Source organism: Hyperthermus butylicus DSM 5456 (assembly GCF_000015145.1).
GTDB classification, from domain to species: Archaea; Thermoproteota; Thermoprotei_A; order Sulfolobales; family Pyrodictiaceae; genus Hyperthermus; species Hyperthermus butylicus.
On record NC_008818.1, the window covers coordinates 110,527 to 133,567 of the forward strand.

A 23,041-nucleotide genomic window follows, 5' to 3' on the forward strand; every position below is an offset into this window, starting at 1 on the left:
ACGTGCAATTGAGCTGTACCGTGTAAAGGGTAGGTCTTTAGCCTAGGTGTACAATGCATGCTACCCCTGGGGGCTTGGCTTGCGGGTACTCGACGAGACTGATGCCAGGACTCTCCACAGCTATATTATAGACCTCTACAAGAGCTTCATACCAGTAAAGGCCATTCCACCGGATATGGGTGGCGAGGGCGAGCTAGAGCGCGCCAAGGTACTCGAGGATGAGCTTAGAAGACTTGGGCTGAGGGTTTGGCGCGTAGATGCGAGGGATGAGAGGGCTAGAGGTGGCATAAGGCCCAACATACTCGCCCAGCTCGAGGGCGCCGACACCTCTAGGACTCTCTGGATAGTAGCCCACATGGACACTGTGCCTGAGGGTGACCGTAGTCTCTGGAGGTATGAGCCTTACAGCGTAACCGTCGAAGATGACTATGTATATGGCCGCGGCGTGGAGGACAACGGCCAGGCAATAGTGGTAGCTTTTGCAGTGGCCAAGTACCTGGTTGAGAGGGGGGTTAAGCCCAGGGTAAACCTTGGCATCGCCCTTGTCAGCGATGAGGAGACAGGTAGTAGGTACGGTCTACAGTATCTTCTCAGTCAGAATGTATTCGGCACTCCGGAGTCCAACTGGTTCCTCGTTCCTGACGCTGGCAGCCCCGATGGCAGCAAGGTTATAGTTGCAGAAAAACACATACTATGGTTCAAGATCCGTGTCGTAGGTATGCAGGCCCATGCAAGCACACCACACGAGGGGATTAACGCCCATCGGTTGGGTATGATGTTTAACCTGGAGCTTGACCGGATCCTTCACACAAGATTTACCAGGTACGACCCAATCTTCGAGCCTCCCGTCTCAACATTTGAGCCTACAAGGAAGGAGGAGAATGTAAGTAATATTAACACGATACCTGGTGTAGACACGGTATACTGGGATGCCAGGATACTGCCAAGCTATAGCATAGACGAGGTTGTAGAGACTGTTAAGTCTACAGCCTACAGCTTTGCCTCAAGCCACGGCATAAAGGTGGAGGTAGAAATTGTTGCGAGGGATGACGCTGGCGAACCAACAAGCCCAGACCATCCCTTCACCAGAGCCTTCCTTAGAGCCATAAGAGAGGCTAGGAATGTTGAACCGAAACTACTAGGTATTGGCGGCGGCACGATCGCGAGGTACTTGAGGAAGAAGGGGTACCCCGCTCTCGTCTGGATGACATGTGAGGAGACAGCCCACAAGCCCAACGAGAGGGCTAGGCTTAGCAGCATACTAGCTGACGTGGACACTGTACTCTATTACCTGCTACACGTTGCCTAGGAGGGTGTGGAGCGCCATGCATCTAAGGCTTCGAGCTGCAAGGTACTTCACTATACCCTACAGCGTCTTTGATATACTGCTACAGATGAGGGGCGCGATAGACCCCGACTCGGGGCAGATAGTATGCCACTTCTATAGTCTCGGCGTTGCAGCCCTTGAAACTTCAGCTGGAGCCGTACCGGTGATCGTTGTTGATGGCTGCCTCATGGCGAGCTTCGGCAAGGAGAATGTAGAGGCAATACTCTCCTCCGGCTCTGCTGTTGAGGTTGAAAACTTCACGCTACGTGGAGGTAAGATACTGATTGGCGATGTGGAGATCGATAGTACATGGGGGCTTGCAGCAATAGCCTATGCTGGAGAGACAGGAGCACCGATTAAGCTCTACAAGCTCCGGCTAGAAATCGATGGTGAGGAGGCACCAATAGCGGGTATATATGTGGAGGCGAGTGATGCAGGTCCCTTACTCCTCCTCATACCCTCGACCTGCGAGTACATAGAGGTTGAGGAGCCGCAGCCCCCCACCCACATGTAGGCCTAGCAGCTCTTGCAACCACACAATGTTTTCAACGCCTCAGCCTCCATAGGATGTAGACGTGGCGCCGTTACTACAAGCGTGTGAGGCGGCGGCGGATAACTAGCAGAGGCAACCTCCTCGGGGCGCCCCGCTATACACACTCCATCCTCCAACCCTGCCCTAGCCACACCAACAATTACCGCGTCTCTCAGCTCGGGCTCCCAGCCTTCCTCATGGGCTAGTTCCTCCTCTAGGCTCAGAAGCAGCTCGACAGCCTCTGGAACAGTCATTGCACGACCTTCGTCTAGGCGGAGGTCAAGGAGGACCATTGTGTGCAAACCTGCTCTACGGTTATTCCTTACAACATCGATCGTGCTATATGGCTTAAAGCCCTCCTCGGGGTAGACGAGAGTCACCGGCCTCCCAAATCTGTAGACCTGCAACCCCGTAGCATCAACCACAGCCTGGAGCCCGGATACCCCTGGCACAACCTCGGCGTCAACTCCTGCCCGACGAGCTTCGAGCAACAGCGCTATATGGGTCGTAGCGTGTAAGGGATCACCAGGTACAAGCACGACAACATTCATTCTCTGGGCCTCCTCGACAATCCTCCTCGACCCTTGCTCAAGCAGTTCCCTCGAGGCCTTAACAATGCGGGCCCGCGGGTTAAGCCTAGTTACCAGCTCCTCATCGATGCCCGGCGCTATACTGGTGTATGTATCAATGTAAACCACATCAGCGGAGCCTATGAGCTGTATCGCTCTAAGCGTAAGATACCTAGCGGAAATACCGGCACCAACCAGGTAAAGCGGCAAAACCCTCCCTCCGCCTTGAGAGTCGTGCCGCTGGAGATTATAGTCCTACACAGCCAGCCCCTACGCCCGGTGACTAGTGTGCCCTCCAGGCCACGCGTTGTGGAGCTAGCTTCTAGGCAGCCAATCCTCCAGATAGCACTTGACCTAACCTCGCTCGAGGATGCCTTGCTCCTCGCCTCTAGGCTCCGCCGTGGCCTCGGCGATTCGGGCTGGCTAGCTGAGGCCGGTACTCCACTCATAAAGTCTGAAGGACTGCGCTCAGTGAGCCTCCTGGCCCGGGTGGTTGACCCAGTGCCCGTTGTAGCTGACATGAAGACAGCTGATACCGGCGCGCTCGAGGCGGAGCTGGCATGCAAGGCAGGGGCTAGTGTCGTTACAGTACTGGGACTAGCGCCAGATGAGACTATAGAGGCTGCCGTAAGGACTGCTCATAACTGCGGTATGGCTGTAGCTGTCGACATGCTCGGGGTACGCAACGTCCTGGAGAGGGTTGAGGAGCTCGAGCCTCTAGGAGTCGACATCATCGAACTCCATGTTGGCATTGATGTACAGAGGGCTCTCGGCCTTACGGCGGCTGAGCTGCGCGGGCTAGTCTCAAAGATTGCCTCTAAGTTTAATGGCGTGGTAGCAGTAGCTGGCGGCCTCAACGAGTCCACAGCGCCAGCAATGATTGAGGCAGGGGCATCGATAGCCATTGTCGGCGGCGCAATAACGAGGAGTAGGGATCCAGTAGGTATGGCTAAAAAAATCCTCAAGGCGATACAGAGCGTTAGCCGGTAGAGGGCTCACGGTAAACTATCACCGGCACACGCTCCCCGGCATTATACCTGCGACCCTCAACCAACGCTATACCGTCAGCCTCAACATTGCTAACTGTCACCGAGCTTAGCTGCCTCTCACCCGGCAGGGGCTTAGCGTAGAGTACACCGTCACGTAATATCAGCTTAACCTTTACCGGCTGCGGCCTCTTGTACTCACCACCCTCTTCAAGCACCGCATAGGCGAAAGCTGGCGGCTCAGCTGCACGAACAACGTTGCCAAGATACTTCAGCACCGGGTAGAGCACCCTCACAAAACCATGCAGCGCCGATATAGGGTGCCCCGATAGTACGATCAGTAACGGTCCCTTGTCGAGCTTTAGCGCTGAGGTTGGCCTACCACCTTTAACGTATAGGCCCCGGAACAGCACCCGGCCCCCAAGCCTTTCCGCCAGCTGGTAGAACGTGTCCACAGTGCTGGGGCCTGAGCCACCCGTCATAACTATGACGTCTGCATTGCGGAACTGCCTAGTTACATACCAGGCTATGGTGTCAACGTCATCAGGTAATAGTACACGGCCGAGAACTTCCACCCAGGGCGTGTAGCGGCGGATAGCCCACTCTATGAGCCTCCCAGTAGACTCTACAACCTCGCCCCTAAGGACTCTCTCCTCAGCCTCCATGGGATTGCGGAGTTCGAATATCTCGTTGCCAGTAAGTATCATTGCTAGCCTAACCCTACGATAGACATAGATCCTGGTAACAGCAACATCTAGGAGACCAACAGCATCAAGCATAGTGACAACATAGCCCTTTGGTAATAGGACTTGCCCACGGCGCGCATAGGCCCCAACTGGGTCAAGGTTCTTGCCTGGCGGGTAATGCTTCTCGACGATGATATAGCCGTTCTCCCTCCTAGCCTTCTCCTCAGGCACAACAGTGTCAGCACCATCGGGTAGGTAAGCACCCGTGGAGACGTAAACAGCTGTACCCGGCTCAACACGGTACTCAACGTCGACCCGGCCTATCGTAGCCTCGCCAAGGAGGCGAAGCCTGCCAGGAGTATCTCCGGAACGCACAGCATAGCCGTCATAGGCGGAACGTGGCCTCGGGGGAAAATCATAGGCTGCAACAACATCCCTTGACAAGACCCTGCCGACAGCAGTCCACGTGTCGACGAGTTCCTCCTCCGCTACTGGCTTCACAGCCTCCATTATCGCCTTAACGGCTTCTTCGACTGGTGTGAGCTTCTCCAGGTAACGTGGAACCTTCTGCAAGACCCAGCCACGCCCCCCGTGCAGGGTGCTCCGCCTCTCCTCCCGCCTGGAGAGGGGTTAGTGATACTAGCCCCTACAGAGCTAGTGACGGAACCAACAGAATAGCTTCGGCTGGGGGTCTCCGGGTGAGTAGGGCCAGGCTCTTCCCCGATGCAGCACCAAGAGTATCCCTATACGCTGACGCCCAGCTACATGCTAGCCTGCCAGTCGTGCCAGTCGTAAGTGCTGGCGGAGAGATGACTGGAGGGAGACGTTAACGCCTCCTAACTTGTTTTGAGCGGAGCACTGCTAGAGGGTATACGTCTACCGGCAGATGTTCCTGCTCCACATAGTTATCGCCAAGCCTAACCCAGCCCAGTGTAACGCCATGCACAGCATTAGGCTCAATGTCTCGCCCCACCTTTACAACAAGCCTCGGCTCTACAGGGTTGAACGACTCTACAAAGGCCAGTACATCACCATCCCTTGTATGGAGGCCGGCAAGCAGCCCCCGAGCCCAGCCTGGCCTTAGCCAGAACCCTTGTTGCGGCTTTCTCCGAGACTCGACGATAAGTTTACCCGCACAGTCATAGATTACATTATCGCCTTCAACACTGTAATTGCAGAGGTTCACTATGTCCACATCACGGAGGACAAGGGTTCTCGCTTCCGCAAAGAGCCTCGTATAGAGCCTCTGTCTGAAAACCCTCCGGTCGTGCCTGCTCCTCTCCCTACGAAGTCGTGGCTGTGGAGCCTCAACAACTTCGAGGCCTCTTGCTCTCAACGCCTTAGCCAGACCCTGGTCAAGCGATATCACTACGTCAACATTGAGTGTCTCGGCCAGCGCTGCCTTGTACACAACTCCCCTCCCCTGGACATAGCCATCCGTGTCCACCACTATCCTTTGTCCACCACAGCGCATGGCAGCGCGTGCTGTAGCCGCAACTACCAGCTCTGCAGCCCTCTCAGCCGATACGTGGCCCACAAAGAATCCTCCAACAGCGCCAGCGTCCTCTAACACTAGCTTAGCCCCATCGAAGGGCGCATAGGAGACCATCGCCGGGGTGCCCAACTCGTTCTGGCCAACATCAGCCTCGACAACGCATGCCCCAAGGATGTTTCTCAGCCATGCTGTAAGGGTGGATTTGCCTGACTCAACCGGCCCAACCACAAGCACACGATGCACACCACTACGAGCCAGCTCCTCACCCAGCTTGAGCCAGCTGAGCGCGACATCATAACCCTCACTGACACGATTCATCGAAGCTCCAGCGCCCAACGAGACGCATACCCTCGAGGCCGTTGTTGCATAGAAGGTGAACCCCCTCACACCCCTAACCAATGCTTCCCCGCCAGCAGCTATCGTATAGCCGCTGGCTAGCAGCTCCCCCGAGGAAACCTCGACGCGGGCAGGTCCCGAGACCCAAAGCCCCTCGCCAGGAGCTAGCTCTACGCACCCCATCCCAGGCCACAGCCCCGACAGGAAGAGGCAGCCGGTAAGGCCACCCCTAAATACTGCAGCCACAACCCGTAACTGGGGGCCTCGGGGGCTTGATGGACCGTGTCGCTCCACATAGCTAGGAGGGAGGAGCACCAGGTTGGAAAGTATCGCGTTACACTGCTCTACACAGAGGACGGAAGCATTGTAGGCGCCATTGTCGAGGGGCCTAGGCTCTCGAGACCTGTCTACATAGCCGCCCAGGAGAAATCATCGCCCCGCATTCCCAAACAAGTAAAGAAGTTCCTTGCAAAATATGGGTTCAAGCTACAATAAAACCCTAGCCTCCCGCTGCCGGCGGGAAGAAGGCCACCCTATCACCGCTACGGAGCTTGGTCTTTACACCCTCCAGCCACTCTATTGATCGACCATTAACCAGTACAAGCACGTCATCTTGCAGTTCCCCATCCTTTACCAGGCGCCCTCTAAGCCCCGGAAACTTCTCCTCAAGAATTCTCGCCACATCAAGCACCGTTACACCCTTCGGAACCTCTAGCTCCAGCTCTGTTGACCCCACAGCCTCATGAAACCCCGCGTATAGTCTCACCGTGATCTTCAACTACGACCCCACCCCAGATCTGAATATCCTTAACAAGCCCCCTTATCGGGTTACAGCCAGCACATACAGTAAGCCAAGTTAGCCCCCGAACTGAGGCTGGGCAAAAGCTTTGAGGAGTCGCGAAGTGCTGCTGAGAGGTGTCGCTGTGACTATGCCTGGCCCTGGCCTCGTAATTGTGCTGTATGGACAGATAGTGACGATAATGAACCCGTTCACAGCGCTAAACAATTATCTCACACTGACCGAAGGCATGGAGAGAGCTGAGGCTCGACTTGTGTTGAAGCAGGCAATGATAGTGTGTCATCCTTCTAGGCCTAGTCTTAATACCTACTGGGAGAGCTATACCCGACTTCTACCATCTAAGCATCTCAAGCCTCAGGTTTGGCTGTGGAATACTCCTCATGTACATTGCCGTGGGCATGCTCCCTGGACAGCCAAAGGGCAGGAGGGTAGAAAACAAAGAGATAGCAGTGGTATCCCCTTGCTACCCCAATGATAGTAGGTCCCGGCACAATGACCCTTCTCATACACCTTGGCGCAACAGAGAGCACTCCAGCCACTATAGCCGCTTTCCTCCTAGCAGTAACCACCATGGCTGCAGCACTCTGCTCTGCCACGCTGATACAGAGGCTGCTCGGTAGAAACGGTATAAAGGCCATGGCGAGGTTTATGTCGCTGATAATAGCGGGTATAGCGGCCCAGATGATGTATTCCGCTGTCCGCGTCTGGACATTGCAACTGCTACACCAACCAACAACCACCGGGTAACACCACTACGCCATAGAGTAGCTCGCAACACTGATGTCGGATTCATTTTAACCCGGTATACCGTCTAGCCAGGTAATACCGGGGAGAGGTGATGAGCCTAGCAGCTCTGGAGGTGAGGGAGAAGCAGAGTGTTGCAGAGCGAGAAGAAAATGAAGAACAAGAAACACTAACAGCTGCCGGCACAGCAGCGGTGCTCGTCTGGACTGCCGAGGAAGGCCGCCGCTACATAAGGAGGCCGCAGCCCCCCTACGCGCTACAAGTGCCTAAGCTTCGCACATGTGGAGACAAGACTCGACAGATATTAGCCAAGGCAGAAGAGCTAGCTGTCACAGACACAGGGTACAGGATACTGAGGCTATGGGTACCCGACGATGCGTTCACGGGCACCACCTATTACATAGTCCCCATAAAGACCAGGCTGAGGGGCCGCAAGAGAACATGTATACGAATATTCGCCGATCTCGACGACGCCGTACACTACGCTCTCAACCCACCTCGCGGCACCGAGCCAGCATAACATTGAACTCTACACGAACTAGGAGCTATCGCACACTCAATGTAGGCCTTGTAGTACCACTCCCGGCAAGCCTCGTAGCCGAAAAGCTATTACGCTGACCCGAAGTCCCATGCTAAGCCGAGACCCCATAGTCGTGCTGGGCGCTGCGAAGAGAAAATGACTGACCTCGCACCAACCATACACTAGTCAAGGTTTTGGGTTTGTCCATGCATAGATAGACAGACTACACGTCTACACGGAAGCCCCGAAAGAGCTAGTACTACGCTACCTTCGCGAACTGAGGTACTGGAGCACGAGAGAAACAGTATATCGCGTATCTCTCCTCCTCGACGTCCTTGTTGACAAGCTAGACATGGAGATACTACGCTGACAGCTCGCAAAGAGGGGGCTAGAAAATCTCCCAGACAAAACCCTAGACATGCTCAGAAGTTATACGAGCACCAGAGCAGAGACCTGAAGAGAAGCCCACACAACCGCTAACAGAACGCGAGAAACGTGGAGGAGATGGGTAGTGGTGGGCCCGCGGGGATTTGAACCCCGGACCTCCGCCGTGTGAGGGCGGCGTCCTAACCAGGCTAGACGACGGGCCCAGCCACACCCATGGTATTCGGCTAGTACCCTATAGCCTCCAGGTAAAATCTTTACGGTCAATGCTCAAGATTTTGTTGGTGTACAGCCCTAGTCCACTTAGCACCGTTCCCAGCATTAGGGGGTTAGTATTGTGAAGGCTATTCTCCAAGGAGTAGTCTTAATTACATCTAGATGGTGTTGTGTGGTAGGTTGAATAGGGTTGAATAGTTAGGGTAGACTGTGTTGCTTTCCTGGGCTGTGATGTTGCCCTTTCGTTGCCTGGAGGCCCCCTTGGGTGGGGCTGATGGGGTAAGCCCCGACGGCTGAGCCCTCTCTTCTGTCTTTCTCGTGTCTCTGTTTGCGTCCTATGGGCCTGCTGTTGGTGTGTTTATGGTGTAGGTTTTCCGGTTGTACCTCTTGGCTATCGCGGCTACCTCCTCCAGGAGTGTTCTTGGTGGGTTGCAGTGCTCTGCGCACCAGTCTGGGCTTCTCGGGGTTACGGCTGGGGGGCCCTGTAGGGGGTTGACTACAATGTACCAGTTCGTGCCCTTTAGGGCTTCAGTGGGCTGTCTGAGGCTCTCCTCGAGCAGTCTTGTGTAGCCTGGTATGTCTCTTGGCACGGGTATGCGTAGCTCGACCTCGACCCCGTGGCGGGCTAGTAGGCGGAGGCAGTCGAGGTAGCGGCCCCAGAGCCGTGCTGCCTGGCTCTTGGAGAGGCCGGTGAGGAGGTGGAACGGTGTCTTCAGGTCTGTGGCTACGTGGTCTACCAGCTTCTCCTCCAGCAGCTGCTCCATGTTCTCGGGGAGGGTGCAGTTCGTATTGATGCTATTGCCTAAGCCTAGCTTGTGGCTTGCCTCTAGCAGGCCGCGGAGCCTCCCGGGCTGTAACAGGGGCTCGCCCCCGGTCACGTGGAGCACGTCTACGAGCCTGGCGGCCCCCGAGAGGGCCTCAACCAGCTCGTCCAGCTTGGCCCAGCGGCAGGTGCCGGGCAGCATCTCGGCTAGCTTCCAGTTGTGGCAGAAGGGGCAGCGCAGGTTGCACCCGCAGAGCCACAGGGTGAACGAGACGCGGCCCCTTACGTCCACTAGGCTCGGCGCCTTCCAGCCCCCGACCAGCAGTGTGTCCCGCATGTGTTTCTGCCCCGGGTGAGCCGTGTGTACTCCTCGTGGACGCGGCGCGCCTTTGCTTCTAGCGGTGCCTCGGCATCCAGGACGAGTACGTGGCGTGCTATTCGTGCTCCGTACGCCTCTACGAGCCGTGACACTTCCTGGTCTATGAACTGTATGTACTCGGGGTCCGCCTCCTCTCTGGCCGTCGCCCGGCCCCGTGCTAGTACGCGGCGCGCAATCTCCAGGGGGTCGCGGGCCCTTATGTAGACTAGCAGGTCTACCGGCGGGAGTATGAGGAGCAGCTTCTCCATGGCCTCGGCGGCCCCGCCACCCGATCCGCGGAGCCACCACCGAGTATAGACTGGTACTAGTAGCGGGTGGCTATCCATGACCACGGTCTTGCCGTCGCTGCGGGCCTCCCGGTATGCTGCTACGAGGCGCTCGATGAAACGGGCGTAGAAGAGGAGCTGCCTAGCGGCCGGGGGCAGCCCGGCAGCCTCACCGATAGCCTCCACTTCGCGGTAGATGTAGCAGCCGGGGTAGAGCCTGGCTAGGAGCCTTGCTGTGGAGGTCTTGCCGGAGCCGTGTACACCGACAAAAGCCACGAGCGGCAAGGCATTCTATGCCTCTCCGTGGCTGGCTGTTTGCAACGTCTAGAGCCTGTTGTAGTGGTGGCGTAGCCAGAACTCCCTCCTCCTTGCGGGGTTCCAGTTCCGTAGCGGGCGGTAGTAGCCAACAATCCTACTCCATATCTCTGTCTCGCCTCCACACCTGGGGCATGTGGTGCGGATGCCTACGCTGCTCCAGCCGCAGCGTGGGCAGACGCTTAGTGCCGGAGTGTAGCTCCAGTAGACGAGGCTCGTGTTCGCGGCCAGCTTCCTCGTGAGGCTTGCGAGGGCCTCTGGGTCGGGCTCCTCGCCGAGGAAGATGTGCATTATCACGCCGCCGGTGAAGACTGGCTGCACCCGCTCCTCGACCTCGACCCGCTCCCATAGCTCCATCGGCGCGTAGTAGGGGGCTATGCTGGTGCTGTAGATGGGCTCCTCGGGGTCTGGCAGGTACTCGCGTAGCTCCGGGAAGAGCTGGACGTCCCTCTCTGCGAGCCGTGCCGCGGCGCTCTCGCCTGGCACCTCCTCCACGTTGAACGGTATGCCGGTCTTCTTGCTCCACTCCCTAGTCCTCGACACGATGTGCTCCACGGTCTTCTTCATCCACTCGGCCATCCTGAACCACTGGCTCCTGCTGCCCTCAGTCCAGGCCTTCGGGTCGCCAGCCATTATCGCAGCAGCCTCCGACAGCCCTATCACGCCGACGGGCAGGAAGTACGTCGACCCCATCAACCGGAGGGCTTCCGGCACATATTCGAGAACCATACTGTAGAACTCAGGGTAGGCCTTGGCGAGCCTCTCGTAGCGCCTGGCGAACCACTCAAGGCCACTCCTTACAAGCGCCAGGGTCTCATCGAGCTTCTCGACAAACGCCTCGTCGTCGCGGCGTGCCTCAAGAGCTATCCTGGGCAGGTTAACCGTGATGACGACCTTGCTGCCAGTAATGTCGGGCATTGCCCAGAGGCCGCCCATATGCTGCTTCTCGAGGCTCCGTATGTACTCCTCCCTGGCCTGCTCCAGCTCCCTCCGGATGTCGCGTATACGCATACTCTTGCCGCCGACGCGCAGGGCGTGCCGAAGCTCATTCATGTCAATGTTTATCCTGCAGCACATCGCAAAGCTGGCGTTCGGGTCTACGACCCGGGTGTTTAGCCAGTACCCGGTCCCCCGCCTGGCTGCAGCGCCGAAGACGGCATCGAAGATCTCCGGGTCGTCGTAGAGCAGCTTGCTGGTAGTCATAATGGTTGGGATGGGGAATGTGAAGGGTCGGCCGGCAACATCGCCCTCCATGTGTACCTCGTAGAGGGCCCGCACAAACAACCGTGCCTCGTCGAGGTACTCGCCCAGCTTGCCGACGGGCTCGCCGGCATAGATGGCGTCGTCCCTCTCAAGCTTCGTCTCCGCGGCATCCAGGACCACTGTAAAGTTAGTGAATGGTGTCTGCATGCCAACCCTGCTCGGGAAGTTGAGGTTGAAGATGAGCCTCTGCACGCCCTGCCGTATCTCCCGGTAGCCGAGCCTGTCGCGTCTTATGAAGGGGCCCGCGTAGAGCTCCACAGCGCCGAAAGCCTGGGCTCCACTGAAGTAGTGCTGCATAGCTATCAGGTAGTTCGTCACATGGTCCACAAAGGTGTCAAAGTGCCGGGCCGGCCGGGCCGTTATCGTAGGGGTCTTCAGCCCCCTGCGCAGCAGCCGCTCCACGCTATGACCGCTGCAGTACGGTATGAAGAGCGCGTATGGCAGCTTGTGCACGTAAACCCTACCGTCAAGATGAGCTCTGGCCAGGGGCTCCGGAAGCACACTCCGTACAACCGGCCGGAGAGCCTTCTCAGCAACATAGGTTAGGAGCCCGCTAGGGCCAGGATACCGGTTAGCATTCTCAAACACGTCAAACACTGAAGCCTCCAGGTACTCCGCGACACTAACCAGGCCCTCTCGCTCTCCTATACTTTTCAAGGGTCTCCACAGCGAACCCCGCTGGTATAAGGCCCTACCCGCATAGTTAGAGTAGAACAGTCGTGAGAGGGCTGGAACACCGCATGCAGGAGTAACACCCGCGTATGCAATTGCGATATACGGTGATGGGTAACAGAGAAAGCCTGGACCACAGGGCCACCACCAACAACCAATGCTGCAATGGATTACCCGGACCCAAGCCGCCTGCACAAGAGAATCAGGGGGAGCCAGCAAAAGAAGCTAACAATGATGCATTACTCCAATAGCCAGGATAACCAGCTTGTCCCCCTTGGAGACTGGGAGTCGACCACTGAGTATAGCGCAGGGAGAAGGGGAGGGTGGTGCGGCGGCCGGGATTTGAACCCGGGATCGCCGGCTTGGCAGGCCGGCGTCCTAGTCCAGGCTAGACGACCGCCGCAGCCATCCATGTTACAGCTTTCCTCCCTAATAGGGGCGGGGTTTTAACGTTTATGGCCAGTATTGTTCCTTGGCAGGTGTGTAGAGTTTATGGGGGCACACCCGCCTACCTACAGTGTACACGTAGGGAGCTGGGAGCACTATGGCAGCGAGCCGCGGCAAGCTGCGGGGCGTCAGCGAGATAGTCTCAGCAGCACTACTAGTTATCATAGTTGTTAGCGTGGGCGCGTTCGTAGTCGCCCGTATCCTTGAGACCATCGGCTACGGGATCCATGCTGGCGAGAGACAAGTCCTAAAGACAATGATATCAACCAGGCAAGCGGTAGCCCCTGCTCTAGCCTATATAGATGCCAACAATACACTACACGTTGTAATAGTGACGGGCGACTACCCGGTAGAGCTAACCGCGCTCTACATAAATGGCAGCATTGCAACAAACTGCAATGTAACCAGTGGCAACACGACAGGTCCACTAGAGGGCTTCGTAGTGCCATACTACTCGCTGGCCCATATACAATGCAGCCTTCCAGCAGATACGAAGCTGGCAGAAGTCACACTCTACCATGGAGGTGGTGGTATTGCGGTGTTCGCCAGGAAGCTCACAGCAGCCTAGCGGGACGAGAGCTGTAGCAACAATCGTCGGAGCCGCAATGCTAGCCCTAGCCCTACTTGCCCTAATAGCATTCTACCTCTATACGCTCCGCCAGCAAACCGAGATAACGCAAATAGCTACCGAGGCAGCAGAAGCCAAGCTAACAGCCCCGCTTCTTGCATCAGCCATACACGGCTACTACATGTATGACAGTAGCGGCAACCTATACATCTACATACACTCATCGGCGCCACGCACAGTACTAGCAACAAGCCTAGTAATACTCTGGAACGACACGACAACACTACTCGTAGACCGCAACAACGAAAGCCTCTCAGCACTAGGCATAGTTGCCACAGTCACACACGCCGACGGCACAAAAGAGCAAATAGACAGATTCCCAATACCCCTGGCTCCAGGAGACAGCTTCACACTAATCCTAATCGGCCGCGCAGCAAACAAGAAACCATCATCAATAGCTCTCAGCATATCAGCAAGCCCCATCGTAGCCATAATACCAATCCGCCCCTACACGCCGGTAGCAGGAAACATTACAACAGCCCAGCCGCCACAGCCTGCAGCAAAGCTCTACGCCGAACTACAAAGAACAGCCTACAGCGGCACAGTAACATGGAGCGGAACAGCTTACGGCACAGCACTAGCAAACACCATAGCCCAACCACAACAAGTACAGCTCCTCCAAGGCTACAATCTAACACCCCTAGATCCAGCACTCATACAGGAACATGACAACAAGACACTGATAATAGAGCAGTATAAGCCAACACTAACTATAATCAATATTACGCAGGAGACAAGTAACACAATATACTTTCAGGATTTTGATTCGTGCAATGTGATAAGCACACAAACATGGGCTAAAATAGGTGGTGTATGGTCTGACACGCGAGGATTGCACGGGTGCGGTATAGGTCAGTCTAAGCCTTCAACTAGTGGTGAAAGCTTCGGAGGAAGCGGAGAATATGTAGCTTATCCGAATCTTGCTACTGGATTCCTACCGAGAAGCGGGTCGTACTATATTGCCGCCCATGTCAACCTTGCAAGCTCGTTAAATTATCATGAAATAGTCTTGTTCGACGATCCTAAGAGCCAAAGTCGGCTCGTAGCGGTAGGTGTTTACTTGAGTGATACTAGTGGAATTAACAATGCGTTTCTTGTAGTTGATACATGGACGCCTAGCACTGGGTGGGACAATGTTAACTATTCCAGGTTTAGCATTACAGGTAATGCATGGCTGACTGTTCTAGCTTTCGTTAATGTATCTGCTAATCTGCTCATGGCATACGTGTATGATGAAAAAGGTCAAACGCTTTACGCTAGTGTGCCTGCTAACTTGTCCGCTGGTAATCCGCAATTCGATCTTTCTGCTCTCTCATACGCAGGTGTAGGTACGTATGATGCTAAAGCAGTGTTTGATGACTTTATAGTATCTCGTGCAAATCCCTTGCAAATTAATTTGAGAGTCGTCGATTTAAATGGAGTCCCTCTCTCTGGGGTTAACGTGACTATTTTCGACTCTTCCGGCGTGAAAGTCGCTAGCGGTGTTACTGGGGATGATGGTTTCGTGCAGCCACCGCTTAATATTGGCTGGAAACCTATCCTTCGCAATGCCGTTGTAGCTGTCTACTACGATGGAGTGTCTGCTAACATAAGTGTCCCATTGCTTCTTGGCGGCGAGAACTACACCTTGTACATTTCTAGGGTCTACACTATCAGAGTTAACGTTTCCACGATCGTCAACACAAGCCTCGACCTGGGCCCTATCCGCATCGAGTATGCCTTCTCGGCTACCGCTCCAGGCAACTACACTATATTTGCTAACTGGAACGGCTCCTGGGTGCTTGTTGCCAGCGGTATCTACACTGGACCAGCCCTAGTTGTAAATAGCACGCCATGGTACACGTATTCAGGGCAGATAGCTAATAAGACTAATGGTACTGTCCTAATCGGGTTAGTGTTCACCTCATCGTCACCAGTCAACGTCTCCGTGGACGAGCTTAACGCCAGGTACCAGTTCTGGAACTACTCCTCCTTCAGTGCATTCATTGTTGGTGTCGGAGGGTCAAGCATCATAGATGTCTATGATGTTGCGAGTGGTGTGCTGCAATACCGGTACAATATGAGTGCTGGCAGTATCTTCAACGGCTCTACTGTGATAGCGTATGACCCCGCTACTCGTAGACTCTTACTATTCAACTCCAGTGGTCTCTACTCCTCCCTCCTCAGCCCCCCTGGGAACTTCATCCTGGTCAACAATACTTGTAGGGCTCAGATCAATGCCGCCATGGCAGTGGTTAATACATCCTCGGCTAGCTATGCTGTGCTCCTCGTGGGTGGCGGGGGTGACGCCTACTGTGTAGTCGATCTCTCCACCGGCAACGTTATCGATTCGGGGAACCTAAGTAGAAATATTGGCTTCACGGTTTCAACTGACCCCACACTGGTCTACACCGCTTCGGCTGTTTCGAGTGATGGCTCTACAGCCTACTTCCTAGTCTACGATACCAGTGATGGTGTGCCAGTTATAATAGAGTATAACGCTTCAACTGGTGATTGGAATGTTACAGGTGTAGCTCCAGCATCGAGAGCGGTTGGAATGGCTTACGGCAATGGGTACCTGTGGGTTCTCTATGAGCGCGGAAGCCTATACAAGATAGACCCGACGACTGGCAGATCGGAGTACGTTGACATATACCTCCCGTTCTATCCATGGGGCCCCGGCGACCGCCTAGAGTATATTGATTCGGGCAGATTACTCCTCTTTGTACGAGCGGATGGTACTAGGGAGGTTTGGAGCATACCTACGGGATAGGCTGGCTCTAGGCTGGTGTGGCCCAGCTATCTGGTAGATTTACCCTAGGAGGCCAGCGTGGCTCTGGATACGTACCGGTTCGAGATGCAGTGTTTCTGTTAGTTTCTGGGACAAAACATTTGTTTCAAACCAAATGAAACGATGATGATTGTCTTTGTCCCAGCCTTTCCCTTTTGAGAACGGGGCCCCATCCAGGGCTCCCGGGTAGCTCGGGTGTGAGAGCCATGGCATGGGGCCGTGTAGGCGTAACTGGTCTGGTTGCCCTAAGCTTCATCGTACTCCTAGTAGTTAGTAGTGTATCGCCGCTGCTGGCTAGCGTTGCAGCAGCTGAGGAGACAAATACAACACAAACTACTGATAACACTACCATAGCTAATGCTAACCTTACTGTGATTAATACTAGTGTGGCTGGTAACGCTACCGTGGAGGCTGAGGCTGGAGCTGAAACGACGGCAAGTAGTGAGTCTATTGCTGTGAACGTGAGGGTAGGTGTGTCCGTTTCGGCGCCGGGTACAGAGTTCGGCATGATGCTTACACGTCTAGATAATGTGACGCTGGGCAAGGCGCGTGCACTAGTAATGGTCTACAGTGGCATGATGCGCAGCGCCCTGGCGCGCCTGGGCCTGCTAAATGCAACTCCGGAGCAGATAGCAGAGGCCCTGGACGTTCCTCCTGAATACGCGGCGGCGATATACAATACTGCGAGGGTGGTTAGCCAGCAGCTAGACAGCATGACTGATGAGCAGGTAATGCAGCTCTTACACGAAGTGATGGCGGCCCATAAGATCCTTGTAGATCGTGTGAAGGAGATGGCTGAGAGGGCTGCTGAGAGAATTAAGGAGAAGATACAGCAGCGCGTAATGGAGCACATTGCTAGGACTGTGGAGAAGATTGCACGTCAGCTCAACGATACTGAACTGGCTCGGCTGGCACAACAGCTCAGGAACATGAGCAGACTTGGCAACTACACGGCGGCAAACATAACGAGGCTGATGAAGGATGTTGTGGCTAGGATTGAGGCTCACAATACGTTTATGCTGGCAATGAGAATGGATGATGCGGTGATGAAGCAGCTGGTACGCCTAGCAAACACGGCTAATGTAACGGATCCAGTGCGGTACATGGTGAAGCTCCAGAAGAGCCTAGCTAAGGCGATCAAGCTCCTGGAGCATGTGCGTGTAAGGCTGCAGGAGACGGGTGCAGGCCCTGAAGCGAGAGAGGTGGTGCAGACCGCGTTGGGGAACATGGCTGGTGTCAACGAGACGGTACAGCAGGTAATGGCCATGGCTAAGATATATGCTCGGGTCGGTGTGAACAAGACGAGCGTAGCGCTGGAGGCTGTCAAGGCAGCGTTTACGGCTAGGATAGACAGGCTGGCGTCTAGGGCAAACATGCTGGCAGAAGAGATAGCTATGCTAATGAACCTGGTGGATAACCCCAAGGCGCTGGACCTGCTGCATGACGCGCGGGAAGAGCTAGCAGAAGCCAATAGTACTCTTGCAAAGGCTCGCGTGGCACTGGAGCAGGGCAACCTGGTTGGGGCTGTAAAGCTGCTAACTGATGTTGAGAGGAGCCTGGCAAAAGCCGAGATGTACATTGGTAGGGTGCACGGTCACCTCGTAAAGGCAGTGATTGAGCAGAGCCAGCACGGAAGGGAGGTGCTGGGCGAGGAGCAGCACCGGAGAATAATTAGTAACGAGACGCTGGCAAAGCTAAAAATAAGGATAGAGGCCAAGATTAGGGAGGCTAAGCGCCTAATAAACCAGAGCATACAGGTCATATACCAGGTAAACGATAACGAGGCTCGGAAGGAGACCCTAGACAAGCTTCACGATGCACAGGAGGAGCTACATGAGGCTCTTGCAAGCCTTGAACAAGCCGAAGAAAAGCTAGCAAAGGGCGACATTGCCGAAGCCCTTGAGCTGTACCGCGAGGCACTCGAGAAAGCCGTGAAAGCAATCCACAAGGTGAAACTATCAACTCAAATAGCTAAGATGTACATGAACCTTGTAAAGACGATGGCAAAGATGCACCACGAGGAGAAGCATGAGAAGAAGGCCGAAGAAGCTAAGGAGAAGGCTGAGGAGAAGAGAAGAGAAGCACCGTGAGGAGCACATGAAGCAGCTAGCAGCTGGCAATGAAATCCTACTAGCAGAGATAAAACGAGGCTGTCACCCTAGTAGACAATGCCACAAGCCTATTACAACAAGCAAAAAGAAGCTCTAGAAAACGCAGACATGGCAACAGCACACGACCTCGTAGCACAGGCGCGCGAGCTGCTAGACCAGGCTAAACAGATACTCGACAACGTGGAGGAGCAGCTACAGCTACCAGGCGCTAGTCACCCAAGAGGAGAACACGGCACAAGACCATGATAATAAGGGGTAAACCAGTATATACTACGTCAACGCTACGTGATAACCGTTGTTTTCTGTGCTCCTTCCTCCACGTCTTCTATCGCAAACCCGCCTCAATGATACTTCCTCACCAACTTGCGAGAAGCTGAAAGGAAGATGAAAAGCAGAGCATGGAGTACTTGCAACTGGAACGACTCTAATGACTTTCTAGTAGGATATGCAGCATTCTAGAAGAACTCCTCTAGTAGCTGAACGGGTATACCAGCTCTACTAGGGCCTCATGGATTTTCTGCTGTCAGCGTCGACGCCTAGCTTCTCTCTAGGTGCTTGTGGAGTGGTAGTTCACGCTGTTACCATATGTGAATGTTGGAACATTGGCGGTATTCCATTTATCATGCAGTGATCGTGGTATATGTGTAGTAGGCTAAGCGCTCTTATCTTGTTAAGTCTAACCTGACTGGACTTGGGTGGAAATATGCCGAACATTTTTCTCGGTTTTGCCGGCGGGGTTTTATTGGCGGTAATTGTGCTAGCTCAGCTTCTTGGCATAAGCCTGGGCAGGCACAGGGTTAGAGGGGCTGCTCGGGGTGAGGTACTGTTTCTGCTGCTACTCTTTCTGCTAGGGGTGCTTGTGGCTGTAATGAAGCGGTAGGGCTGCTTGAGGCAAGTGCACCCGAAGTCTTTAGGGCTGCTATATCCGTTGCTATCTTCGCTGTAGCAGTGGCAACTACATATTTGAGATACGTTAAGGCAAGACCTGTGTGAAAGATTAATGTATGTCCTATGACTGTCTTCATTTAAAGTCTGTAGATTCGCCACGATAGCATTGGTAATTGTAATCACGTCGATACTTGCCGTCTACAAGCACCATGCACTAAAACTATGTAAAATGCTGCATCGCATATTTCCTGACTGCCGTTGAGGTGTAGCTGGAGCGTAACGCGACCAATCTTCAAAGCGCCTAGCAGCGCTTGCTTTCCATCAACAGCAAACATAGGATGTGAAGCCTTGCTTCACTGTTTAGCCTACTAAGGTCTAGCTAAGGCTATCAGGAAACGTATAACCTTCAAGAGTTTCGGTACTAACGTACAATTCTATCGTTTCATTTCATTCAACTGTACAATGGAACGATGAATACTGCTAGAGGGAATTCGAGAGGAGAGATGTTAGAGGAGTTGGTGCCGCGGCCGGGATTTGAACCCGGGTCACGGGCTTGAAAGGCCCGCATACTTGGCCGGGCTATACTACCGCGGCACGCCGCGCAGCTCTCCTCAGCCATGGTGTTAGTGTTAGCTAGCCGGGTGGGGTGGTAAATTCTTTACCCGGAGCTGGAGGCTGGGCCATGTTGACTCTTGATGTATTCTTCGAGGCGTTGCAGGAGTGCTCTTCCGGCTTTCACGGTGTTGTATACTAGTATCGCTGCTGAGGTGGCTGCTGCTAGTGCTGAGGTGTAGGTGTAGGGTGGCTGTGTAGTGAAGGCTGTTGTTGTATGGGCTAGGAGTAATAGGGTGTAGCCTGCCGAGGCTATCGTGTAGACCGTATATTCCAGCCTATGCCTCGTGAAGACTATTGCGATGGTGTTGACGCCTATTGAGAGTATGCCTAGCCATGCTGCTATTGTTAGTAGTATGGCGTAGAGTCCTGCTGCTCCGGGCTCGCCGTGGGCTGGGGCTACGTGGAGGAGTATCGTTAGCAGGGTTATGCCTGTTGCTTCGAGGAGTGCTACGGGGAGCCAGTCTCCCTTCCTCATCCTCTAGTCCCTCCCGTGGAGGTTTCTGGTTAGCGGTTTCTCTAACCATGTTCTTTCTTTAATCCTCCCACTTCCCTATTGCTATTGGGTGTTTGAGAGTGAAGGCCTGGGAGGTTGCTAGAAAACCGCGTGTTATAGTTCAGCCGGATACACCGCTAACAGTTGCACGTAGTTTGATGAGGGATAACGAGGAGCCTATAGCGGTTATTGTTGAGAGCGAGAAGACGATGAAGTTTGCAGGTTATGTCACGTGGAGGGAGGCTATACAGGTTACAAGTCACTACTCTCACCTCCGCGTCAAGGACGCAGCACTCGACTATCCCGTCGCCTACAAGGACGATGACATAGAGGATATCGTGAAGAAGATGGAGGAGGAGAAGGTATACGCAGTACCGGTCCTCGACTCGCCCGACAACCCTGTAGTAGTTGGTGTTGCAACTATAGCAGATATCGTCAAGGCATTAATGGCAGCTGGGCTAGAGCCGGTAGCGGAGACAGTGGCGGAGGTTATGACGACGGAGAACCTCGAGGAATACATTACGACGCAGGATGAGAGGGTTAACAGGGTCTGGAGCGACCTGGTCTACCACGGCAAGCTCGGCAAGGTGGTTGTGCGTAGCAAGGAGGAGCCGATACCTGTGGGCATTACCTCGCTCCGCGAGTTCATATCGACGGGCCGCTGGTACTTCCACCGCGAGAGCGAGCGTGGCCTCAAGACTGTGGCCAAGGTCAGGACGATAATGCTCCGTGGTGCACCGGTAGCAACGCCAGAAACGCCAATCGAGTACGCTGCCAAGGTCATGGTGGAGAATGATATACCGATACTCCCCGTCATAGACGAGGAGACGGGCAAGCTTGTAGGCGTACTCACGATATACGATGTGGCAAGAGCCTACATTGAGGGCGCCAAGCCTGGCAGAGTAAAGCCGGCCAAGAAGGCTGCGTTGCCGATAGAGGTTAAGCCCGAGGAGCGCGTAACCTATGTCACTGCTGAGACTGTATTGCAGCAGGTGCTTGTTGCTAAGCCGCAGGTTGAAACCCTGATAGGCTTGAGCGCAGCTGACATAGCCCGCGAGGAGCTGCCAGCAATAACGATAAACGACACCGTGGAGCATGCACGCCGCATGATGATAAGGTACCGGACCAACTACCTCCTGGTAGTGGATGAGAGAGGCCAGATAGTAGGCGTTGTAACTAAGTGGGGCATGCTCCGTGCCATAGCCCTCAAGGGCCCGATCTGGAAGAGGAGGGTGCACGACCGCTACTTCATAGACTACGTGATGGACACTGAGATACCGAGAGTAAAAGCTGACGATAGCATAGAGCAGGTAGCGCTGAAGATGGTTGAGGCTAAGGCCGAGCTTGTAATAGTAGAGGACGAGCAGGGCCGCCCCGTCGGTTTCATCACGAAGGACGACCTTGTGGACGCCTATGCGAGGCTACAGGCTGGCCGCGCCAAGGTAGAAAACATAATGACTCCAAGCAGGATAGGCATTGTGCATCCACACCACAGTCTATACCACGCAGTGAAGAAGATGCAGACATTCTACCTTGACGCCCTAACAGTGTATGATGGCTCCAGGATCGTGGGCGTGATCTCGGCTAACAGGCTGCCATTCGTAGCCTACGAGGACGCTGTGACTGGCATTAAGAGCCGCCGCCTGGTATGGGTACGCAAGCTAGTCAAGGGCGCAGCCAAGAGGGGCCGCTACGTAAAGGTAACACCGCTACTAGTCATAGATGCTACCGTGCCACTACACGACGTATACGTTAAGACCAGCGACGACGTAGTCAGGGCTATAGAGCTGATGAAGGAGCACAATGTTGATGGTATACCAGTAGTAGACGAGGAGGGCAAGGTTGTAGGTATAGTAACAAAGACGGACATCGTGAGAGAGCTAGCGAGGACAGCGAAGCTCCGCCTAGAGCGCGGCGTAACAGTGAAGATAGAGAAGAAGCCGGAAGCCAAGTAGAGATGAGGTTGTACATTATCTTCCTTTTTAGCCGATAATACTGATAAGATCCGCATTGTGGCAAGTTGAGCCTTACGGTCGTGGCCCGTAGAAGCTCTCCACTCCTTCCTAAGGGCTTACAAGCTCGTATGCATAGCATAATCGTTGCTACCTCGTAAGAATTATTAATAGTTGCTCATCGTCTTGGTGTCTGCACGGGTCGGAGAGGAGCGCGGCTTGGAGGCTTGCCTTGCTAGCAGCCTCCTCTTCTACCTTGGACTGTCAATCCTTATTGACGGTATTCTTGTCGTAGTGGTGTCTATGAGGAGACTATGCAGAGCTAGCTTTAGGATAGCGGATGGCAAGCTCCTAGTCCACCTGGGGCGCTGTGGCAGGCTCGAGATCCCCCTAGGCTCCATATCGTCTGTGGAGATTGTAGAAAAGCTGGGCCCCGGGATCAGGCTTGGGGCACAGCTATACCCAAGCTATTCTACTCTGGGCTCTTCTGCTTCCGCGATATTGGCAAGGCGCTAGTGTATGCTGACAGGCCCGAAAACCTTCTCCTGATAGAGACCCGGGACGGGCAGAGAATACTGTTAGGGTATGATGCTGTGAAGCTGAAGGACCTGCTGGAACGGATGGCAGGCAATGGCCCCTCGGGAGAGACGAGAATGATACTATATACTATACAACGGCCGGACCTTCGTATAGCGCTAGCACTATACGTTGCAGCCCTAGCCGTTGCCGTGGCTGCTGCAGTCCTGCTTCCCGCCAAGATTGTGTTCTTAGGAGAAGCCATGACTAAGGGAGAAGCGCTCGTGATAGCACTGGTTATCGCTGCAACAGGAATTACAGATATAGCAATATTCTACGCTCTTCTACGCTCTCAGCCATGACGACCCA

The 23,041-nt window shown here is 54.6% G+C and carries 21 protein-coding genes, 3 tRNA genes and 2 pseudogenes; 15 read left to right on the top strand and 11 right to left on the bottom strand.

Going from position 1 to position 23,041, the window contains the following annotated elements:
* The first annotated feature begins 79 nt into the window (after positions 1-79).
* Together HBUT_RS00645 and HBUT_RS00650 are read left to right on the top strand one after the other, a co-directional pair.
* Positions 80-1,309, top strand: a complete 1,230-nt coding sequence (locus HBUT_RS00645) for a M20 family metallo-hydrolase (RefSeq protein ID WP_011821318.1) — start codon at positions 80-82, stop codon at positions 1,307-1,309.
* Positions 1,310-1,325: 16 nt separating this feature from the next.
* Complete coding sequence (locus HBUT_RS00650) at positions 1,326-1,841, top strand: hypothetical protein (protein ID WP_011821319.1); 516 nt, start codon at positions 1,326-1,328, stop codon at positions 1,839-1,841.
* Positions 1,842-1,843: 2 nt separating this feature from the next.
* Here the strand turns inward: HBUT_RS00650 and dph5 are convergent, their stop codons facing one another.
* Positions 1,844-2,638: a diphthine synthase gene (dph5, locus tag HBUT_RS00655; RefSeq protein ID WP_011821320.1), complete on the bottom strand. Its 795-nt coding sequence runs from the start codon at positions 2,636-2,638 to the stop codon at positions 1,844-1,846.
* Positions 2,639-2,716: 78 nt separating this feature from the next.
* On the opposite strand from dph5, the gene HBUT_RS00660 reads away from it, so the two are divergent.
* A complete protein-coding gene (locus HBUT_RS00660; protein WP_194840482.1) occupies positions 2,717-3,418 on the top strand; it encodes an orotidine 5'-phosphate decarboxylase / HUMPS family protein in 702 nt (233 codons plus the stop codon).
* On the opposite strand, the gene HBUT_RS00665 is transcribed toward HBUT_RS00660, so the two are convergent.
* Positions 3,408-4,673 (bottom strand): molybdopterin molybdotransferase MoeA, encoded by a 1,266-nt coding sequence (locus tag HBUT_RS00665; RefSeq protein WP_011821322.1) that lies wholly within the window; start codon positions 4,671-4,673, stop codon positions 3,408-3,410. The genes HBUT_RS00660 and HBUT_RS00665 overlap by 11 nt on opposite strands.
* A 125-nt stretch (positions 4,674-4,798) precedes the next feature.
* Here HBUT_RS00665 and HBUT_RS09940 point away from each other — a divergent pair, with 125 nt between their 5' ends.
* Entirely contained in the window at positions 4,799-4,930 is a 132-nt protein-coding gene (locus HBUT_RS09940) for a hypothetical protein (RefSeq protein ID WP_267195207.1), read from the top strand.
* Here HBUT_RS09940 and HBUT_RS00670 read toward each other — a convergent pair.
* Positions 4,927-6,114, bottom strand: coding sequence for a Clp1/GlmU family protein (locus HBUT_RS00670; RefSeq protein WP_011821323.1), 1,188 nt, complete (start codon positions 6,112-6,114; stop codon positions 4,927-4,929). The two genes, HBUT_RS09940 and HBUT_RS00670, sit on opposite strands and share 4 nt — an antisense overlap.
* A gap of 99 nt (positions 6,115-6,213) precedes the next feature.
* Here HBUT_RS00670 and HBUT_RS00675 point away from each other — a divergent pair, with 99 nt between their 5' ends.
* Positions 6,214-6,426, top strand: coding sequence for a hypothetical protein (locus HBUT_RS00675; protein ID WP_011821324.1), 213 nt, complete (start codon positions 6,214-6,216; stop codon positions 6,424-6,426).
* Between the two features lie 4 nt (positions 6,427-6,430).
* On the opposite strand, the gene HBUT_RS00680 is transcribed toward HBUT_RS00675, so the two are convergent.
* A complete protein-coding gene (locus tag HBUT_RS00680; protein ID WP_011821325.1) occupies positions 6,431-6,709 on the bottom strand; it encodes a ubiquitin-like small modifier protein 1 in 279 nt (92 codons plus the stop codon).
* Positions 6,710-7,032: 323 nt separating this feature from the next.
* On the opposite strand from HBUT_RS00680, the pseudogene HBUT_RS10120 reads away from it, so the two are divergent.
* The 3 genes and pseudogenes from HBUT_RS10120 to HBUT_RS00690 all read left to right on the top strand — a co-directional run.
* A pseudogene (locus HBUT_RS10120) lies at positions 7,033-7,161 on the top strand (hypothetical protein); the annotation flags it as partial.
* Positions 7,162-7,195: 34 nt separating this feature from the next.
* Positions 7,196-7,477 (top strand): annotated as a pseudogene (locus HBUT_RS09945) (MarC family protein); the annotation flags it as partial.
* Between the two features lie 91 nt (positions 7,478-7,568).
* The gene (locus tag HBUT_RS00690) at positions 7,569-7,994 is read left to right on the top strand and encodes a hypothetical protein (protein WP_011821326.1); all 426 of its coding nucleotides are present in this window, start codon (positions 7,569-7,571) and stop codon (positions 7,992-7,994) included.
* A gap of 512 nt (positions 7,995-8,506) precedes the next feature.
* Here the strand turns inward: HBUT_RS00690 and HBUT_RS00695 are convergent.
* From HBUT_RS00695 to HBUT_RS00715, 5 genes are all read right to left on the bottom strand, one after another.
* Positions 8,507-8,584 (bottom strand) — tRNA-Val (locus tag HBUT_RS00695).
* Between the two features lie 345 nt (positions 8,585-8,929).
* The gene (locus tag HBUT_RS00700; RefSeq protein WP_011821327.1) at positions 8,930-9,694 is read right to left on the bottom strand and encodes an anaerobic ribonucleoside-triphosphate reductase activating protein; all 765 of its coding nucleotides are present in this window, start codon (positions 9,692-9,694) and stop codon (positions 8,930-8,932) included.
* The gene (locus tag HBUT_RS00705; RefSeq protein WP_011821328.1) at positions 9,649-10,287 is read right to left on the bottom strand and encodes a nucleoside/nucleotide kinase family protein; all 639 of its coding nucleotides are present in this window, start codon (positions 10,285-10,287) and stop codon (positions 9,649-9,651) included. Before HBUT_RS00705 ends, HBUT_RS00700 begins: the two co-directional genes overlap by 46 nt.
* A gap of 39 nt (positions 10,288-10,326) precedes the next feature.
* Positions 10,327-12,237 carry an anaerobic ribonucleoside triphosphate reductase gene (locus tag HBUT_RS00710; RefSeq protein ID WP_011821329.1) on the bottom strand — a complete coding sequence of 637 codons (1,911 nt, stop codon included), beginning with the start codon at positions 12,235-12,237 and terminating at the stop codon, positions 10,327-10,329.
* 339 nt (positions 12,238-12,576) lie between these two features.
* Positions 12,577-12,655 (bottom strand) — tRNA-Gly (locus HBUT_RS00715).
* A gap of 141 nt (positions 12,656-12,796) precedes the next feature.
* Here HBUT_RS00715 and HBUT_RS00720 point away from each other — a divergent pair.
* The 4 genes from HBUT_RS00720 (at position 12,797) to HBUT_RS00735 (ending at position 18,454) form a co-directional block, all read left to right on the top strand.
* On the top strand, positions 12,797-13,267 hold the full coding sequence (locus tag HBUT_RS00720; protein ID WP_011821330.1) for a hypothetical protein: 471 nt from the start codon (positions 12,797-12,799) through the stop codon (positions 13,265-13,267).
* Positions 13,233-16,079, top strand: a complete 2,847-nt coding sequence (locus tag HBUT_RS00725) for a hypothetical protein (RefSeq protein ID WP_153801337.1) — start codon at positions 13,233-13,235, stop codon at positions 16,077-16,079. Before HBUT_RS00720 ends, HBUT_RS00725 begins: the two co-directional genes overlap by 35 nt.
* A 224-nt stretch (positions 16,080-16,303) precedes the next feature.
* Positions 16,304-18,187: a coiled-coil domain-containing protein gene (locus tag HBUT_RS00730; RefSeq protein WP_048061354.1), complete on the top strand. Its 1,884-nt coding sequence runs from the start codon at positions 16,304-16,306 to the stop codon at positions 18,185-18,187.
* Positions 18,188-18,316: 129 nt separating this feature from the next.
* On the top strand, positions 18,317-18,454 hold the full coding sequence (locus tag HBUT_RS00735) for a hypothetical protein (protein WP_153801338.1): 138 nt from the start codon (positions 18,317-18,319) through the stop codon (positions 18,452-18,454).
* A gap of 1,158 nt (positions 18,455-19,612) precedes the next feature.
* On the opposite strand, the gene HBUT_RS00740 is transcribed toward HBUT_RS00735, so the two are convergent.
* Positions 19,613-19,690, bottom strand: a tRNA-Glu gene (locus HBUT_RS00740).
* Between the two features lie 64 nt (positions 19,691-19,754).
* On the bottom strand, positions 19,755-20,186 hold the full coding sequence (locus HBUT_RS00745) for a hypothetical protein (RefSeq protein ID WP_011821333.1): 432 nt from the start codon (positions 20,184-20,186) through the stop codon (positions 19,755-19,757).
* Between the two features lie 98 nt (positions 20,187-20,284).
* Between HBUT_RS00745 and HBUT_RS00750 the strand changes: the two genes are divergently transcribed.
* The 3 genes from HBUT_RS00750 to HBUT_RS00760 all read left to right on the top strand — a co-directional run bounded on the left by HBUT_RS00750 (position 20,285) and on the right by HBUT_RS00760 (position 23,034).
* Positions 20,285-22,159, top strand: a complete 1,875-nt coding sequence (locus HBUT_RS00750) for a CBS domain-containing protein (RefSeq protein ID WP_011821334.1) — start codon at positions 20,285-20,287, stop codon at positions 22,157-22,159.
* 216 nt (positions 22,160-22,375) lie between these two features.
* Positions 22,376-22,672, top strand: a complete 297-nt coding sequence (locus HBUT_RS09750) for a PH domain-containing protein (protein ID WP_011821335.1) — start codon at positions 22,376-22,378, stop codon at positions 22,670-22,672.
* Positions 22,672-23,034 (top strand): hypothetical protein, encoded by a 363-nt coding sequence (locus HBUT_RS00760; RefSeq protein ID WP_011821336.1) that lies wholly within the window; start codon positions 22,672-22,674, stop codon positions 23,032-23,034. Before HBUT_RS09750 ends, HBUT_RS00760 begins: the two co-directional genes overlap by 1 nt.
* Positions 23,035-23,041 lie beyond the last annotated feature (7 nt).

Excerpts from the sequence above, each read along its gene's own strand:
- HBUT_RS00650 (WP_011821319.1), top strand. The coding sequence starts at position 1,326 with ATGCATCTAAGGCTTCGAGCTGCAAGGTACTTCACTATACCCTACAGC.
- HBUT_RS00670 (WP_011821323.1), bottom strand. The coding sequence starts at position 6,114 with ATGGGGTGCGTAGAGCTAGCTCCTGGCGAGGGGCTTTGGGTCTCGGGA.
- HBUT_RS00690 (WP_011821326.1), top strand. The coding sequence starts at position 7,569 with ATGAGCCTAGCAGCTCTGGAGGTGAGGGAGAAGCAGAGTGTTGCAGAG.
- HBUT_RS00700 (WP_011821327.1), bottom strand. The coding sequence starts at position 9,694 with ATGCGGGACACACTGCTGGTCGGGGGCTGGAAGGCGCCGAGCCTAGTG.
- HBUT_RS00720 (WP_011821330.1), top strand. The coding sequence starts at position 12,797 with ATGGCAGCGAGCCGCGGCAAGCTGCGGGGCGTCAGCGAGATAGTCTCA.
- HBUT_RS00730 (WP_048061354.1), top strand. The coding sequence starts at position 16,304 with ATGGCATGGGGCCGTGTAGGCGTAACTGGTCTGGTTGCCCTAAGCTTC.
- HBUT_RS00735 (WP_153801338.1), top strand. The coding sequence starts at position 18,317 with ATGGCAACAGCACACGACCTCGTAGCACAGGCGCGCGAGCTGCTAGAC.
- HBUT_RS00745 (WP_011821333.1), bottom strand. The coding sequence starts at position 20,186 with ATGAGGAAGGGAGACTGGCTCCCCGTAGCACTCCTCGAAGCAACAGGC.